We start from the raw sequence: 16,846 nt of genomic DNA on the forward strand, positions 1-16,846 counted from the left end.
GCATCCTTCTTCTATCTGGTTGTCGGCGCATTATCCGGCAACTGCCCCCGTTTACGCGCGATGTGAGCCGATGACCGCCAACTCCGATTCCCTGATCCGCTTCCTGCTCCCCGACGCCGGCGTCCGCGGCGTCCACGTGCACCTGCAGGCCACCTGGCAGGAGATCCTGTCCCACGCCGAGTACCCGGATACCGCCGCCGAACTGCTCGGCGAGGCCTGCGTGGCCTCGGCGCTGTTCACCGGCCATACCAAGATCGATGGACGCCTGTCGATCCAGCTGCGCAGCAGCACTGCCCTGCGCACCCTGTTCGCCGAATGCACCGCCGCCGGCACCCTGCGCGGCATCGCCCAGCTCAGCGAAGGCGGCGACGCGCCGCGCGACCTGTCCAGCCTGGGCGATGACGCGATCCTCGCCATCACCATCGAGAACCCCGGCCTGGACCCGCGTGAACCACAGCGCTACCAGAGCCTGGTCGGACTGACCGCGCCGGAACTGGACGAGGCCTTCGAGGACTACTTCCGCCAGTCCGAGCAGCTGCCGACCCGCCTGCTGCTGGCGGCCGACCGCAATGGTGCCGCCGGCCTGCTGCTGCAGAAGCTGCCGGGCGACGAGGGCGACGAGGACGGCTGGGCGCGCGCCAGCGCCCTGTTCGAGACCCTTGGCAAGGCTGAACTGCTGGCCACCCCGGCCGAGCAGCTGCTGCACCGCCTGTTCCACGAGGAGAAGCCGGCGCTGATGGGCGAAAAGCCGCTGTCCTTTGCCTGCTCCTGTTCCCGCGAGCGGGTGGCGGCGATGCTGCAGTCGCTGGGTGAGGAGGAGGCCCGTGCAGCGGCTGCAGACACCGGCGCCGTCGAGGTCCGTTGCGAATTCTGCGGGCGTGAGTATCACTTTCCATTGACGGAGTTCGGCATACTGTTCCACGGCGCCCAGGGGGCTGTACCGGCGCCTGAACGGCTTCAATGAACGGCAGTCTTGTACCTGGGGAGGATCAAGGCTTGTTAAGAATTCATAAACACCCTAGGATCAAGTTCCCGTCCCCACGGGAACTTCCGTTGTCCGTCCCTGTCTGAACTGGTCCGATGCGTACCTTCCTGCGTCTACCGCTGGCCATGATGATCGCCCTTGGCGCGATCACGGGCGTGCATGCGCAGAGCAAGGACACCCGCACCGTGCTGCCGGTATGGAACAAGGGCAGCGGCAAGGTCGAGGCCCTGCTGTACCTGGAGCCGACCGGTGAGCAGGCGGCCGGGGCGCGTTGGCATTTCGGCCGCAACTCGCTGGATGCGGCCTTTGGCCTGTCCTCCGGCGATTCGCTGGGCCTGCTCTGCAGCAGCAGCGGGACCAGCATGAGCGGCCTGGCCAGCCACTGCATGCTGGCCAGCCTCGGCGACGAGGACGACCTCAACAGCCGGCGTTTCACCGGCACCGCCGCATTGAACCGTGGCAGCAGCCGCCTCGGCATCACCGCCGGCACCGGCCGTGAAACCCTGCCGGCATGGCTGGCAGGCCCGAACAAGACCCCTTCGCTGCGCGCCGAGCAGAATGACCTGACCGTGTTCGCGCAGAAGAACATCGGCCGCGAAGGCTTCGTGTCCATCGCCGGCACCTACGCCAAGGCCCGCCTGGTACCGCTGGCCGACGCCTCGCCGGCCATTGCCGACCGCTGGGACAGCAAGAGCCTGAGCATCGGCGCCGGCTACGGCAATTTCACCGGCAGCATCATCGGCCGCGTCATCGACGTGCCCGGCAAGCCCGGCAAGTGGGAAGGCCTGGGTATCGGCCTGACCTGGCGCACGCCATGGTCCGGCCAGCTCACCGTGGGCGCCGAGAACGTGATCAGCCGCGGCAAGAATCCGTTCTCGCCACGCAACGAAAGCAACGACGACGGCACCGTGCCGTACGTGCGCTACGAGCAGGACCTGTAGGCTCCCTGCCGCCTCACCGCGACGTTTCCGCGCGCGCTCCCTTCGCCCATCCCCGTAATGACACCTCGCCGCCGCCACGCGGCGATGCGCAAGCGCCTGTGCGCGGCCTGGTCCAGCACGGCTGCGCAAAGGCCTGCGCCATCAAGCCTGGCTGCCCCATGAAAAAAGCCACGCCCCTTTCGGGGCGTGGCCATGTCACACGTACATATTACGCCGCGATCAGAAGCGCTGGGTGTACTTCATGTACAGGAAGCGACCGATGTCGAAGCCACCGTAGTAGGAGACGTTCGCGCTCGGCTGGCTGTACATGGTCGGGCCCACGCGGCCGAACACGTTGTTGGCACCCACGGCCACGGTCGCATTCCACGGTGCGTTCCAGCGCAGCTGGACGTCGTTGAACACGGTCGCGCCACGCTGGTTGGTCGCGCTGCCCACCGCCACGCCCTGGTTGTTCGGCGAAGCGTAGTTCGGCAGGTTGCACTCTTCCGGGAACGTCACGGCACTCAGGCACGCTTCCTTCATGCCGGAGAAGTAACGGACGGTCCAGCTGGCGCCGAAGTCACCCATTTCCCAACCCAGGTTCAGGTTCGAACGCACGCGGAAGGCGTAGCCAGCCCAGCCCACGCCGGTGCGGGGGTTCGGGTGGGTGACCGCGTTCTTGGTGGTGACCAGGTCATCACGCGAGGTGTAGGTGCTGGTCCACTGCGCGCTGAAGTTGCCGAAACGATCGGTCGGCAGGCGGTAGCTGACATCCAGGTCGAAGCCTTCCACCTCGCGGTAACCGGCGTTGATGCCGGTGCGCTTGAGGTTGTTGACGATGCCGGTCACCGGGTCACGCGTGAACGCCGAGCAGCGTGCCGCGATGTCGTTGATGTAGCAGTCGTTGAGGATCAGGTTGGCCGTGTCCGAGATGATGGTGTTCTCGACGCGGATTTCCCACCAGTCCAGCGACATGTTGAAGTTCTGGATGAAACCCGGGCTCCAGACGAAGCCCAGGGTCTTGGACGTCGAGGTTTCCGGGGTCAGCTGGTCGTTGGAGCCGGAGACGAAGGCCAGCGGGGTCTGCGACGATGCAGCGGTGGTCGGGGTGAAGCCCTGCTGCTGCTGGCGGAAGTTGGCTGCATTTACGCCGGCCGGCAGTGCGGCGGCGCAACGGGCACGCACCGCAGGATTGGTGCGCGCCGCACCGTAGACCGAATCGCACGGATCGGTGAAGAAGTCGAACGACTGCGAACCGCCGCTGTACAGGTCGGCGATGGTCGGGGCACGGAAGCCTTCCGCCCAGGTACCGCAGATGAGCAGCGAGTCGATCGGCTTCCACTTGAAGCCGAACTTGCTGTTCAGCGTGGTGCCGAAGGTGTCGTAGTCCGAATGGCGGGTGGCCGCGTTGAGGCTCAGCTCGCGGGCGCCCGGCAGGTCGGCCAGGATCGGCACGTTGAACTCGGCGTAGACTTCGTCAACCTTGTAGCCACCACCGGTGGGGAAGTTGGCCAGGCCGGAGGTGTTGCCCGACTGCACCAGCGCGTCCGGGCTGAAGCTGCCGGTTTCCTTGCGGTGCTCGACACCCACGGCGAAGCCCAGGTCGCCGGCAGGCAGGGTGAACAGGCTGCCGGCCAGGTTGGCGGTGATGACCTTGGTGGTGGTCTCGGCGGTGGAGTGCGCGGACGGGAACAGCAGGTTCTGCAGGGCGGTGTTGCCGGTCAATGCGCCGTTGGCACCGTTGCTCTGGATGCCGGCGTGCAGGAACGGGTTGTACGGCACGCACTGGTTCAGCCCGATCGGGTTGGCCACGGTACCGCACTGCGCCACGCCGCTGCTGTTGATGAAGGACGGACCCACCGCCGCACGCAGCGCGGTCAGGTTGAGGTCGCCGGTGCTGGTCTGGACCAGCTTGTTGTTGTTGTACAGGTAGCCGACATCCCAGTCGAACAGGCGGTCGGAGAACTCGAAGCTGCCTTCCAGGCCGCCGCTGAAGCGGAAGGTGGTCAGCTCGGCGCGGGTGTTGCGCGGCACTTCCGAAGTACGACGCCACCAGTTGGCGATGTCAGCACCCAGCGGATTGAACGCACTGCTGGCCGAAATCGGCGAACCGAAGGCCAGTGCGCCGTACGGGTAGCCGGCGATCTGGCGGTTCGAATCGCGGAAGCTGTACAGCATGTTGGTGCGCAGGCGCACGTTGTCGGTCAGGTCGTAGATGCCATCGACGAACACTGCACGGCGTTCCTGCGGGGTACGCAGGTCGGTCTGCAGGTTGGTGTTGGTCTTGTCCTTGGTGGAGAAGCTGTTGACGTTCTGCGCGACGTAGTCGGCCTTGTTGTTCGCGTTGCCACCCTCACGCAGGATCACGCGCACTTCGCGGTTCGGGTTGGATGCGCTGGCGGCCGGATAGGTGACGCCCGGCAGGCCATCGGCCGGACGGCTGACGAAACCGCCGAACTCACCGACGGTGGTCCAACCGAAGTCCGGGTGGTTGGAGCTGCGCGGGAACGCACCGTACGGACGATCGGCCGCCCGCACCTTGTCTTCCTTGGCGTACTCGGCACCGATGGTCAGCGAACCGCGCTCACCCTTCACGCCCATGGTGAAGTCCATGGTGCGGGTGGCACCGTCGCCTTCACTGTACTGGCCGTAGTAGACGCTGCCGGTGGCGCCTTCGAAGTTGGTACGGGTGATGATGTTGATGACGCCGGCGATGGCATCGGAACCGTAGATCGACGAAGCGCCGTCCTTCAGCACTTCGATGCGCTCGATGGCCGAGACCGGCACGGTCGAGATGTCCTGCAGGCCACCGGTGGTGATGCCCAGGCGCTTGCCGTTGAGCAGCACCAGGGTGCGGGTGGCGCCCAGGTCACGCAGGCTGATGTAGGTGCCGCCGACGGCTTCGCCCGAGGACAGCGGCTGGGCACGGCTGATCGGCGGCGTACCCACGGCGCTGATGTTCTGCAGGATGTCAGCGACCGACGAGAAGCCCTGCTTCTCGATGTCAGCGCGGTTGAGGGTCAGGACCGGCTGGGCGGTTTCGACGTCGACGGTACGGATGCGCGAACCGGTGACTTCGATGCGGTCCAGGTTGGTGGCGGTCTGGGCAGACGCCACCCCGGTACCGGCAACGGATGCGGCGCTGGCGGCCAGCGCAACGCACACTGCATCGCGCAGCTTGTTGCTGTTCAACTTCATGGGCTCTCTCTCCATGGATCTTGGGTTGTGTGCTGAGTCCAACCGACGTGCCCCAAAAGGGAGGCACAAAAAACGGCTGGTGACCCGATAGTAGCCACACTTGATCTGGAATTAAAGAGTCGTTAAGAAAATGCCCAAATCGCGTGAAACCAGCCTCACCACGACATACGTTGGCGCATTGAGGTCGCCTGCAAGGCGCATTCGGCACTTGCAGGGCGCCATTCTCCCATTCAGCTGGGAATGAGCGTCTCGATCAGATGCTCGACATAGGCCTCGAAATCCTCGCGGGCCTGCTTGGGTTGCTGCAGCTGCAGCGACAGCTGCAGGAAGCCGACGTAGGCGGCATAGGCCAGGCGCGCGCGATGCCGTGCATCGGTGGAGCTGAGCCCGGCCTGGCGGAACGAAGCAACCAAATAGTCGAGCCGGCGCTGCGAAACGCGGTCGATCACCGGGCGCACCATCGGGTGGTCCAGCGCCTTCAGCAGTTCGCTGTAGATGATGTGCGGCTGCACTTCGTGCGCGACCATCTGGAACAGCTGGCGCAGGCGCACGCGCGGGTCCGGCACGTCCTCCAGGCTGCCGAACACCTGTTCCTGTTCGAACAGTTCCCAGCGTTCCAGCGCCGCCTGCAGCAGTGCATCACGCGAGGGGAAGTGCCAGTAGAAACTGCCCTTGGTCACACCCAGGCGCCGCGCCAACGGTTCCACCGCGACGGCCCCCACACCTTGTTCAGCAATCAGATCGAGAGCGGCCTGGGCCCAGTCTTCGGCACTCAGGCGGCTGTTGCGGCCGGCGCGCGGTTCGCCGGCGGAAGCGTCAGGTTGATTCATGGGCTGATTTAACCATACGCCGGGGTTCGTTGCAGTACGCGGTTGCGGCCGAAACCGTCGCGACGCCCGCCTGGGCACCTGCCGCAGCGCACCATACCGTGCAGTATTGACTTCCCTCACAAGCGATCCATACTAGCAAGTATGGTTACGTCCCCTACTCCCGCTGCGTTCCATGATCTTCGCCTGGAGGCCGCCCATGGCGCACGCCTGGCCGCAACCGCCAGCGACCACGGCCGCCGTGGCCGCGTGTTGTTCGCGCACGGCTTCGGCCAGACCCGGCACGCATGGAACGCCACCGCGCGGGCCCTGTCTGCGGCGGGGCTGCAGACGCTGGCCTACGACGCCCGTGGCCACGGCGATTCGGACTGGAATTCTGCCGAACTGCCCTATCACGGCGAGCAGTTCGCTGATGACCTGATCGTGCTGGCCGGGGAACAGCCACGCCCGCCGGTGCTGGTCGCAGCCTCGATGGGCGGCCTGTTCGGCCTGCTGGCCGAATCGCGCTGGCCGGGCCTGTTCTCGGCGATGGTGCTGGTGGACATCACCCCGCGTTGGGATACCGCCGGTGTTGAACGCATTCTGGCCTTCATGACCGCCCATCCCGACGGCTTTGCCTCGCTCACCCAGGCCGCCGATGTGATCTCGGCCTACATGCCGCACCGTCCGCGCAAATCCGAGCAGTCGCTGCGCGCACTGCTGCGCGAGGACGGCCACGGCCGCTGGCGTTGGCACTGGGACCCGCGCCTGGTGGCCGAACTGGCGCGCGACAGCGAGCAGCACCAGGATGCACTGGCCGAGGCCGCACGCCAGGTGAAGTGCCCGCTGCTGCTGGTCAGCGGCGGCCGAAGCGACCTGGTCACGCCACAGACCGTGGCCGAATTCCTGGCGTTGGCGCCGCACGCGCGTCATGTACAGCTGCCGCAGGCCACGCACATGGTCGCCGGCGATGACAACGACGCCTTTACCGCTACTGTGTTGGACTATCTGGACGTGTTGCCCGCAGCGGATGCTGCAGCTTCGTCCGCCACAAACGAGCACGTCACCGGAGCACGCTCATGAGCATCGTTCTTCCCTTCCTCGCCCTGCTGCTGGCAGGCGCGTTCGTCGCCTACCACCGCATGCGGCTGGTTACCTGGACGCTGATCAGCGTGGCCCTGCTGGTCGCCTGCTGGTTCATTCCCTACGTCAACCAGACCGCCACGATCGTGGCTGCCGCCATATTGGCCGTCATCGCCGTGCCGCTGCTGCTGCCGTTCATCCGCAAGCCGCTGCTGACCGGCCCGATGATGAAGGTGTTCCGCAAGGTGCTGCCGCCGCTGTCGCAGACCGAGCGCATCGCGCTGGAAACCGGCTCGGTTGGCTTCGAGGGCGAACTGTTCACCGGTGATCCGGACTGGAACATCCTGCTCAATTACCCCAAGCCGCAGCTGACCGCCGAAGAACAGGCCTTCCTCGATGGCCCGGTCGAAGAGCTGTGCACGATGGTCAACGACTGGGAAATCACCCACGTCCACGCTGACCTGCCGCCGGAGCTGTGGGCCTTCATCAAGAAGAACAAGTTCTTCGGCATGATCATCCCGAAGGAATATGGCGGCCTGGGCTTCTCTGCGCTGGCCCACCACAAGGTGATCCAGAAGCTGGCCTCGGTGTCCTCGGTGGTCAGCTCCACCGTCGGTGTGCCCAACTCGCTGGGCCCGGGTGAACTGCTGGTGCATTACGGCACCCAGGAACAGAAGGACCAGTACCTGCCGCGCCTGGCCGATGGCCGCGAAGTGCCCTGCTTCGGCCTGACCGGTCCGTTCGCCGGCTCCGACGCCACCTCGATTCCGGACTACGGCATCGTCTGCAGGGGCGAGTGGAACGGCGAGCAGGTGCTCGGCGTCAAGCTGACCTTCGACAAGCGTTACATCACCCTGGCCCCGGTCGCTTCGCTGATTGGCCTGGCCTTCCGCATGTACGACCCGGATGGCCTGATCGGCGACACCCGCGACATCGGCATCACCCTGGGCCTGCTGCCGCGCGACACCGCCGGCGTTGAAATCGGCCGTCGCCACTTCCCGCTGAACTCGACGTTCCAGAACGGCCCGATCCGCGGCAAGGACGTGTTCATTCCGCTGACCCAGCTGATCGGTGGCGCGGCCATGGCCGGCAAGGGCTGGAACATGCTCAACGAGTGCCTGGCCGTGGGCCGTTCGATCACCCTGCCGTCCACCGCCAGCGGCGGTGCCAAGGCCGGTGCCGCCGTGACCGGCGCCTATGCACGCATCCGCAAGCAGTTCGGTCTGTCGGTCGGCCGCTTCGAAGGCGTGGAAGAAGCGCTGGCCCGCATCGGCGGCAAGGCGTACAAGATCAGCGCGCTGTCGCAGGCCACCGCTGCTGCAGTCGACCGTGGTGACGTGCCGTCGGTACCGTCGGCGATCGCCAAGTACCACTGCACCACCATGAGCCGCGAAGTGATCTCGGACATGATGGACGTGATCGGCGGCAAGGGCATCATCCTGGGGCCGCGCAACTTCGCCGGCCGCAGCTGGCAGGCCGCGCCGATCGCGATCACCGTGGAAGGCGCCAACATCATGACCCGCAGCCTGCTGATCTTCGGCCAGGGTGCGATCCTCTGCCACCCGTGGGTACTGAAGGAAATGAAGGCCGCGCAGGATCCGGATACCCGTGCCGGCCTGCAGGACTTCGACCGCAGCCTGTTCGGCCACATCCGCTATGGCATCTCCAATGCCGTGCGTTCGTTCTGGTTCGGCCTGACCGGGGCACGCTTCGGTGCCGCCCCGGGTGACGCCTACACCCGCCGCTACTTCCGCAAGCTGGACCGTTACTCGGCCAACCTGGCGCTGATGGCCGACATCTCGATGATGACCCTCGGCGGCAAGCTGAAGTTCAAGGAATCGCTGTCCGGCCGCCTGGGCGACGTGCTGAGCCACGTCTACATGACCAGCGCCATGCTCAAGCGCTACCACGACGAGGGCGCACCGCAGGCCGACCAGCCGCTGCTGGCCTGGGCCTTCCATGACAGCGTGCACAAGATCGAGGAATCGCTGTCGGCGGCCCTGCGCAACTTCCCGATCCGTCCGATCGGCTGGCTGATGTGGGCGCTGATCTTCCCGCTGGGCCGTCGTGCCGAGGCCCCGGGCGACCGCCTGAGCCGCCGCGTCGCCGCCCTGCTGATGGCGCCGAACGAAGCCCGCGACCGCCTGGCCAGTGGCGTGTTCCTGACCCCGTGCGAGAACAACCCGGGTGGCCGCATCAACAGCTACCTGAGCAAGGCGATCATGGCCGAGCCGGTGGAACGCAAGTTCCTGAAGGCGCTGAAGAGCAAGGGCATCGAGGCGCTGGACTTCAAGAGCCAGCTGGACGAAGCCGTGGCCGAGGGCGTGATCACCCAGGACGAGCGCAGCCTGCTGGAAGAGCTGCGCACGCTGACCCTGGACACGATCACCGTGGACGACTTCGACACCCACGAACTGCGCGCGGCCAGCTACTACGACCGCCAGCACAAGGATCCGCATTCGCAGGCCGCCTGATCGCCCGCGATACGCGTTGCCTTCGACGGCGGGCCTCGGCCCGCCGTCGCTCTATCCGACGACCGGAACACCGACCATGTCCACGCCCCTGCTCTCGCTCTACAACCGCCTGCAGCGCTGGCCCGCCGGCACCTGGCTGTTCTCACGCGCGGTGTGTTTCAAGGCGCCCTACTTCGCCAGCATCGCGCCGCGCATCACCCGCCTGGAACACGGCCGCTGCGAAGGCACGCTGGCCGACCGCCGCAGGGTGCGCAACCACATCGGCACGGTGCACGCGATCGCGATGTGCAACCTGGCCGAACTGACCGCCGGGCTGATGGTTGACGCCTCGCTGCCGAAGGGCATGCGCTGGATTCCGAAGGGGATGCAGGTGCAGTACCTGGCCAAGGCGCGCGGCACGCTGCAGGCGGTGGCATTGCCGGCCCAGCCGATCGTGGCCGCTGCCGAGGGCTATGCACTGCCGGTGACGGTGAGTGTGCGCGACCGCGCGGGGACGGAGGTGTTCAGCGCGGTCATCGACATGTGGATGTCGCCGGCGAAGTAGTGTTCCGGCGAACGGCGCAGCCCCTCGTGGGTGGACGGTTGATCGCGGAAAGCCTTGGTTTGGCTGGGGGCGGTGAGTTCGCGGGGGACGCCGTGAACCCGTCCTTGGGGGCTTGGCCGCGGCATCCATGCCGCGGACACCCCCGCGAACTCACCGCCCCCAGCCTCTGACAGATTTCTGCGGCGTCCACCCACGCAAGAAAAAAATAAGAACAAAAGCAAAAGCGGCCCACTGGCCGCTTTTTTCGTGCGCGCAGAACCCACGAGCGCAGCGACCCGCTGTTGCTCTTGATCTTCTTTTTCTTCTCCGTGGGCTGGCCGCACACGGAACCTGTCCGGGGTCGGGCGGATGGGCTGGGCAGGGGTGTCCGCGGCATGGATGCCGCGGCCAAGCCCCCAGGGACGGGTTTACGGCGTCCCCTGCCCAGCCCATCCGCCCGGCCAGATCCACGACCCGCATTCCGCGACCAACCCACGAGGGGCTGCGCCGTTGGCTGGGAACTACGCCACCGCGCGAAACACCAGCGCCAGGATCGCCGGCACCGCCTGGATCATGAAAATACGCCGGCTCACGCTGTAGGTGCCATAGCACCCTGCCACCACCACGCAGGCCAGCGAGAACGTCACCAGCACCGGCTGCCCGATCACCAGCCCCACCACGATGCCTGCTGCCAGAAAGCCGTTGTACAGGCCCTGGTTGGCCGCCAGCACCCGCGTGGTCTCCGCCTTCTCCGGCGTGTTGCGGAAGGTCTTCAGGCCCAGCGGGCGGGCCCACAGGAACATCTCCAGCACCAGGAAATAGACGTGCAGCAGGGCGACGAGCAACGTCAGGGTGAGTGCGATCCAGTACATGGGCAGTTCCTTGGACAGGGATGGGGGTCGGGCCCCGGAAAATCAGCGGTCGCGCGGCAGTTTCTTTTCTTCGCGCAGTACACCGAACGCGGCTGCGGTCATGCACGCGGCCACCAGCATGCCGCCGATGAACACCACGTGCGAGCCGAACAATGACAGGCCCTTGTGCACCCAGGCAAAGCTCAGGTCCGCACCGCGGTAGACCACGGTATCGATCGCTGCGCCGGCCTTGTAGCGCCACTGCCGGTCCACGCGCGTGTAGATGGTCTCGCGCGCCGGCTTGGCCAGTGCAAATTCGCTGGCGCGGGTCATCACCTGCACCACCGCGACCATCAACGGCATCGGCGAGGCTGCCAGAACCGAGAAGCCGATCAGGATCGCGAAACCGGGAATCAGCAGCGCCGGCGCGATGCCGTGGCGCGACAGCAGCCAGCGGGTCAGGCCCACCTGCATCAGCAGCGCCAGCGCGTTCACCGCCAGGTCGATGCGCGAGAAGAACGCGGTACTGGCCGCCGGGTCAGTGAACGCCGCACGCACGATCGCAGCCTGCTGGTTGTAGAGCAGCGTCCCCACGCCCACGCCGAACACCACCATGATCGCCAGCCAGCGCAGCAACGGCTCGCGCACGATCAGTTTCAGGCCATCCAGCACGCTGCCGCCCATCGGCTTCTCACCCGACACCAACTGCTGCTCCTGCTCGCGCAGCACCGCCCAGTGCCGCAGGCGCCAGATGCAGAACAAGCAGATCGCCAGGAAACCGGCTGACACCAGCATCAGGTTGGCGATGCCCACGCGCTGCACCAGCGCACTGGTGATGACCGGACCAAGGAAGGCACCAACGGTGCCCGCCGCGCCGATGTAGCCGTAATACGCCCGCGCCTGCGCGTTGGAGAACACGTCGGCCATGAAACTCCAGAACACCGCCACCGCGAACAGGTTGAAGACGGTGATCCAGAAGAAGAAGGCCATGCCGCGGCCAGGCACGCCGCTGTCGAACATCATGTAGAAGCCAAGCAGGGTCACGATGAAGAACCCGTACACCGCCGGCAGGAACACCCGTCGCGGGAAGCGGCTGACCAGCCAGCCGTACACCGGCTGCAGCACCAGCATGATCACGAACACGCAGGAGAACAGGAACTGCAGGACGAAGTCCTTCAGCGCGATGCCGTGACCGGCGAACCAGGCAATCAGCATTGGCGGGAACACCGTTTCCAGGTCCGCCGAGGCGGCCATGGCTTCACGCACCGGACGCAGCACGTAGTAGCCGCTGAGCAGGCAGAAGAAGTACAGGAACGACCACCACAGCGCCGGGGACTCGCGCAGTGCCGCCATCAGCCCCTGCAGCGGGCCCTTCCCTCGTACCGCGCTCACGCGGCGTCCCTCGCCAGATGACGGCGGTTGGACAGCGGCATGGCAGGCTCCGGGGCGGTGAAGCGCGTACGTTATCCAATGCACTGCAACATCGCCAGCAGGTGGCCGTCTGAAGGCCGCAACGCGGTGTCATGACCGGGTCCGGATGACACGTTCCGATACACGCTTTCGAGGCGTCAAAATCCCAACTTTTTCAACGAGATGCGCATTCATCTTCGCTTTGTTTGTGCACAGAGGAAAAGCGGCGCTAGAATCGCCATCAGCAGTCGCGCACGGGTCCCACCGATGAAAAAGAACAGCCTGCGTCGTCCGATCCGTTCGGCGGCCACCGGTTTGCTGGGCATGTTGATGCCTGTTGCCTTGTCCACCACCGCGCAGACCCCGCCGCCGTTGCCGCCGATGCCGGCCAACATCGAGTCCGCTGCGGCCACCGCTGTTGCCCACACCCAGCCGGCGGCCTACCGTACCGGGCTGGTGCCGCAGGTGCAGGCGCCCGCCGCAGGCTTCAACGTCGCCAATATCGAATCGATGGCGCAGCAGCTCACCTATGGCGAGCGCGTGCCGGGCATGGCCGTGGCCATCGTGCAGGGCGGCCGCATCCTCAGCGCGCGCGGCTATGGCGTCACTGACGTCAACAATCCGCTGCCGGTCGACGCCCACACCGTGTTCCGCCTGGCTTCGCTGTCCAAGGCCTTCGCCGGCACCATGGCCGGACTGCTGGTCAACGACGGCACGCTGCGCTGGGACAGCAAGGTCACCGACTACGTGCCGGGCTTCCGCCTCAACTCGCCCGAAGCCACCGACCGCCTGACCGTGGCCGATGTGCTCAGCCACCGCGTCGGCCTGCCCTACAACGCCTACGACCGCGACATCGAAGGCAACGCCGAGTACTACGCGCTGACCCAGAAGCTGGCCAACACCAGCCTGAAGTGCCTGCCGGGCGACTGCTACGCCTACCAGAACGTGGCCTTCAGCCTGATCGGCGACGTCGTCTATGCCGCCTCCGGCAGCTTCTACGAGCAGTCGGTCGAGCGCCGCATCTTCAAGCCGCTGGGCATGAACGATGCCAGCCTCGGCCTGGCCGGCATCCAGGCCAGCTCGCGCTGGGCGCGCCCGCACGTGCGCAGCCGCAACGGCTGGGTGTCGCTGACACCGAAGCCGACCTACTACCGTGTTGCCCCGGCGGCTGGCGTCAACGCCAGCGCCAGCGACATGGCGCAGTGGCTGCTGGCGCACACCGGCCATCGCCCCGATGTGCTGCCGGCACCGTTGCTGGCTACCCTGCATTCGAGCCTGATCAACACCCCCGGCGAGATGCGTTCGGGCTGGCGCCGCGAGCGCCTGCACTCGGCCGGCTACGCGCTGGGCTGGCGCACCTTCGACTACGCCGGCCACGACGTGGTATTCCATGCCGGTGCCGTACAGGGCTACCGCGGCCTGGTCGCGCTGGTCCCCGAACGCGATCTCGGCATCGCCATCATGTGGAATGGCGAGAGCGGCCTGCCCAGCGGCCTGCTGCCGACCGTGCTCGATTCCGCGCTCGGCCTGCCGGCACAGCGCTGGCTGGATGTGGACACCGACTTCGGCAGCGACAACCTGATGGCCGAAGGCGCGAGCCCGGCGCAGCAGGACAAGCGCAAGGGCAAGGGCGCTTCCAGCAACCGCGCGGTGGCGTCGCCGCGCTGATCAGGCGGGCGGGACCGTGAGCATGAAGGGCGGCCTGCGGGCCGCCCTTTTTGTTGGTTGTTGTGGAGTCGAGCCACGCTCGCCTCTACAAACGCAGCGCTAATGCGCGAAGTAGTGCATGCCGCCGTCCACCGGAATCACCGCACCGGTGATGTAACCGGCCAGCGGCGAGGCGAGGAATGCCACCAGCGGCGCCACTTCTTCCGGCTCACCGAAGCGCCCGATCGGGATGTTACTGGCGATGAACGCGCGTCGGCTTTCCTCGGTGGGATGCAGGCGGTCCAGGATCTGCGGGCTGTTGATCCGACCCGGCGCAATGGCATTCACCGTGATGCCCTGCCCGGCCACCTCCGACGACAGCCCCTTGCTCCACAGATGCAGCGCTGCTTTCGCCGCGGTGGCGGCATTCACCGAACGGGGCTCCATCGAACCGCTGAAGTTGATCACCCGCCCCCATCCCTGCGCCTGCATCGCCGGCAGCAGTGCCTGGGTCAGCCGTCGTGCGGCAGAGAAGTTCAGCGCCAATGCCTCCTCCCAGATCGTGTCGGCTGCATCGACGGTCGTTGGCCGCGAACCGCCAGCCGCGTTGACCAGGATGTCCACCCGCTGCAACGCCGCCAGCGACGCGTCAGCAATGCGTCGCACGTCCCCGGCGTCAGTGACATCGCCCAGCAGGATGATCGGCGCGGGTGCGCCCGCCGCTTCGATCCCTGCCGCCAGCGCCTGCAGCGGTGCCTGCCGCCGTGACGAGATGGCAACACGTACGCCCTGCGCGGCCAGTTGCCTGGCGACAGCGGCACCGATGCCACTGCCCGCCCCGGTGACCAGCGCTGTGCGTCCCTCAAGATTCAAATCCATCGTGTTCTCCTTTCAGCACGGCCGGTGGATCCGGCCCCTGCAGTGCATGCTGTTTGATCACCCGTGATTGATAAACTCCGCAAAAGTTTCAGCATTCAACACCCGGAGTGTCAGATGAACCTGCTGGAAAGCATGCAGGTCTACGTGCTGATCGTGGACAAGGGCAGCCTCAGCGCTGCGGCGGCAGCACTGGCCATCTCCCCGACGATGGCCGGCAAGCACCTGCGTGCGTTGGAGGCGCGGCTGGGCATGCAGTTGCTCAGTCGTACCACCCGGCGCCAGCACATGACGCCGTTCGGGGAGGACTACTACGCCCGCTGCCGGGAGATCCTGCGGCTGGTGGAGGAAACCGATGCTCAGGCCCAGTACCAGCACCTTGCACCTGCAGGCACGCTGCGCATCAGCGCGCCGGTGATCTTCGGCACGCATGCGCTGGTACCGGCGTTGGCCGATTACATGGCGCGCTACCCCGACGTGCGTGTCGACGCGGTGCTGACCGACCGCGTGGTCGACCTCGCAGAGGAGGGTTTCGAAGCAGCCCTGCGCGTCGGCACGCTGGCCGACAGCAGCGTGCTGGTGGCGCGTGCATTGGCACCGTATCGCTTGATGATGTGCGCCTCGCCTGGATACCTCGCCCGGCACGGTACGCCCTCCGACCTGCTGGCGCTTGCCCGGCACCAATGCCTGTCCTTCGAACCCAGCGCGCTGGCGCAGTGGCTGCAGGCCGATGCTGGCGGGCTCGGCCATGTGCCCACAGGTCGACTGCAGATCAACAACGGCGAAGCGCTGCGTACAGCGGCGCTGCATGGGCTGGGCATCGTGCTGCAATCGGCACTGCTTCTGGCCGCGGATGTCGAGGCTGGGCGGTTGGTGCAACTGTTTCCCGAACACGGCCACGCGGGGCGGCCGATGCACGTGGTCTACGCCCACGACCGCTACCCCTCGACCCGCCTGCGCAGCTTCATCGATTTCCTGGTGGAGCGCTTTCCACCGGCGCCGCACCGCTAGCATCGACCGTCAGCAAGGCGGTCGAGCATGGCTCGACGCTACCAATGGCCCCATAAAAAAACCCCCTCCCCGCTGGGCAGCCAGGGAAGGGGTTTCAGGATGCGGCTATCGGGAAGTACTTAGATCAGCGGCGCCGGGGTTGCCGGCAGAGCGACCGGAGCGGCCTTCTTCTTGCGGGCGGCCGGCTTGCGCTTGGCAACCTTCTTCGCTGCCTTCTTCGGGGCAGCCTTCTTGGTGGCCTTCTTCGCGGTCTTCTTCACTGCCTTCTTGGCGGTCTTCTTGACGGCCTTCTTGGCAGTCGCCTTCTTCGCGACCTTCTTGGCCGGCTTGCGGGCCGTTGCCTTCTTGGCAGTCTTCTTGGTGGCCTTCTTGACGGCCTTCTTCGCGGTCTTCTTGGCAGGAGACTTCTTGGCTACCTTCTTCGCCGCCTTCTTCACTGCCTTCTTCGCAGTGGCCTTCTTGGCGACCTTCTTCGCAGCCTTCTTCACTGCCTTCTTGGCGGTCGCCTTCTTCGCGACCTTCTTCACTGCCTTCTTGGCAGCGGCCTTCTTCGCGACCTTCTTCACCGCCTTCTTGGCGGCGGGCTTTTTCTTCGCAGCTTTCTTGGTTGCCATGGGATGGCTCCTCGTCAGTGATAGGGAGTTGAAACGCCCAGGTGGATCAAACCCGCGGATGCTGCGTGCGGGGACCGCCGGCGCGTCAAGCGCGCCGTTACGGATGCGGCAATGCCCGCCTCGATCGGCGGAGCGGGCATCGGAACGGGAGGTGCCTTGCATTTCTCCGGGGGAAGCGGGGCCATGTCCACCGTCATCTGGGTCGCGGTGGTCTTGAAGGGGCTGCTTCGCATCGGACGATTGATTCTGCGCACTCGGTTTGGCAGGCAAGGTCTGCTGAGGCGAAACCTAATCACGGTTTTTTTTACTGTCAACAACCCCCGCGAAAAATTTTCACATCCGCGCCATCCGCGGTGTTGCCCGCACGGTCGCGACGCTCCGCCCTCGACGACCAACGAAGCACCACGCACGCGCGTTGCCTGCAGCAACAACAACGCAAGCGTTGAAC

13 protein-coding genes are annotated in these 16,846 nt (G+C 66.0%); 7 read left to right on the forward strand and 6 right to left on the reverse strand.

All coding sequences use genetic code 11. The annotated features are described in order from the left end of the window. Positions 1 to 70 precede the first annotated feature (70 nt). Both hslO and CKW06_RS18115 read left to right on the forward strand, forming a co-directional pair. The gene (gene hslO, locus CKW06_RS18110) at positions 71 to 964 is read left to right on the forward strand and encodes an Hsp33 family molecular chaperone HslO (RefSeq protein WP_005410687.1); all 894 of its coding nucleotides are present in this window, start codon (positions 71 to 73) and stop codon (positions 962 to 964) included. 149 nt (positions 965 to 1,113) lie between these two features. Further along, positions 1,114 to 1,926, forward strand: a complete 813-nt coding sequence (locus CKW06_RS18115) for an XOO1806 family protein (protein ID WP_024956328.1) — start codon at positions 1,114 to 1,116, stop codon at positions 1,924 to 1,926. Between the two features lie 219 nt (positions 1,927 to 2,145). Here the strand turns inward: CKW06_RS18115 and CKW06_RS18120 are convergent, their stop codons facing one another. Together CKW06_RS18120 and CKW06_RS18125 are read right to left on the reverse strand one after the other, a co-directional pair. After that, positions 2,146 to 5,103, reverse strand: a complete 2,958-nt coding sequence (locus CKW06_RS18120) for a TonB-dependent receptor domain-containing protein (protein WP_024956327.1) — start codon at positions 5,101 to 5,103, stop codon at positions 2,146 to 2,148. 230 nt (positions 5,104 to 5,333) lie between these two features. Beyond that, positions 5,334 to 5,933: a TetR/AcrR family transcriptional regulator gene (locus CKW06_RS18125; protein ID WP_005410690.1), complete on the reverse strand. Its 600-nt coding sequence runs from the start codon at positions 5,931 to 5,933 to the stop codon at positions 5,334 to 5,336. A gap of 141 nt (positions 5,934 to 6,074) precedes the next feature. Between CKW06_RS18125 and CKW06_RS18130 the strand changes: the two genes are divergently transcribed. The 3 genes from CKW06_RS18130 (at position 6,075) to CKW06_RS18140 (ending at position 10,010) form a co-directional block, all read left to right on the forward strand. Continuing rightward, positions 6,075 to 6,992, forward strand: coding sequence for an alpha/beta fold hydrolase (locus tag CKW06_RS18130; RefSeq protein WP_005410691.1), 918 nt, complete (start codon positions 6,075 to 6,077; stop codon positions 6,990 to 6,992). After that, positions 6,989 to 9,466, forward strand: a complete 2,478-nt coding sequence (locus CKW06_RS18135; RefSeq protein WP_024956326.1) for an acyl-CoA dehydrogenase — start codon at positions 6,989 to 6,991, stop codon at positions 9,464 to 9,466. The genes CKW06_RS18130 and CKW06_RS18135 overlap by 4 nt, the downstream gene beginning before the upstream one ends. A 76-nt stretch (positions 9,467 to 9,542) precedes the next feature. Beyond that, positions 9,543 to 10,010 (forward strand): hotdog fold domain-containing protein, encoded by a 468-nt coding sequence (locus CKW06_RS18140; RefSeq protein WP_024956325.1) that lies wholly within the window; start codon positions 9,543 to 9,545, stop codon positions 10,008 to 10,010. A gap of 500 nt (positions 10,011 to 10,510) precedes the next feature. On the opposite strand, the gene CKW06_RS18145 is transcribed toward CKW06_RS18140, so the two are convergent. Further along, the gene (locus CKW06_RS18145) at positions 10,511 to 10,861 is read right to left on the reverse strand and encodes a DUF1304 domain-containing protein (RefSeq protein WP_024958150.1); all 351 of its coding nucleotides are present in this window, start codon (positions 10,859 to 10,861) and stop codon (positions 10,511 to 10,513) included. 42 nt (positions 10,862 to 10,903) lie between these two features. Then, on the reverse strand, positions 10,904 to 12,193 hold the full coding sequence (locus tag CKW06_RS18150) for an NTP/NDP exchange transporter (RefSeq protein WP_171974398.1): 1,290 nt from the start codon (positions 12,191 to 12,193) through the stop codon (positions 10,904 to 10,906). Positions 12,194 to 12,517: 324 nt separating this feature from the next. On the opposite strand from CKW06_RS18150, the gene CKW06_RS18155 reads away from it, so the two are divergent. Then, positions 12,518 to 13,918, forward strand: coding sequence for a serine hydrolase domain-containing protein (locus tag CKW06_RS18155; protein ID WP_005410697.1), 1,401 nt, complete (start codon positions 12,518 to 12,520; stop codon positions 13,916 to 13,918). A 99-nt stretch (positions 13,919 to 14,017) separates the two neighbouring features. On the opposite strand, the gene CKW06_RS18160 is transcribed toward CKW06_RS18155, so the two are convergent. After that, entirely contained in the window at positions 14,018 to 14,776 is a 759-nt protein-coding gene (locus CKW06_RS18160; protein ID WP_012481034.1) for an SDR family NAD(P)-dependent oxidoreductase, read from the reverse strand. Between the two features lie 114 nt (positions 14,777 to 14,890). Between CKW06_RS18160 and CKW06_RS18165 the strand changes: the two genes are divergently transcribed. Further along, positions 14,891 to 15,784 carry a LysR substrate-binding domain-containing protein gene (locus tag CKW06_RS18165; RefSeq protein ID WP_024958148.1) on the forward strand — a complete coding sequence of 298 codons (894 nt, stop codon included), beginning with the start codon at positions 14,891 to 14,893 and terminating at the stop codon, positions 15,782 to 15,784. Positions 15,785 to 15,903: 119 nt separating this feature from the next. Here CKW06_RS18165 and CKW06_RS18170 read toward each other — a convergent pair whose 3' ends face one another. After that, the gene (locus tag CKW06_RS18170; protein ID WP_024958147.1) at positions 15,904 to 16,398 is read right to left on the reverse strand and encodes a hypothetical protein; all 495 of its coding nucleotides are present in this window, start codon (positions 16,396 to 16,398) and stop codon (positions 15,904 to 15,906) included. Positions 16,399 to 16,846: the final 448 nt, after the last annotated feature.

The organism is Stenotrophomonas maltophilia, from assembly GCF_900186865.1.
In the GTDB taxonomy this organism is placed as follows: domain Bacteria; phylum Pseudomonadota; class Gammaproteobacteria; order Xanthomonadales; family Xanthomonadaceae; genus Stenotrophomonas; species Stenotrophomonas maltophilia.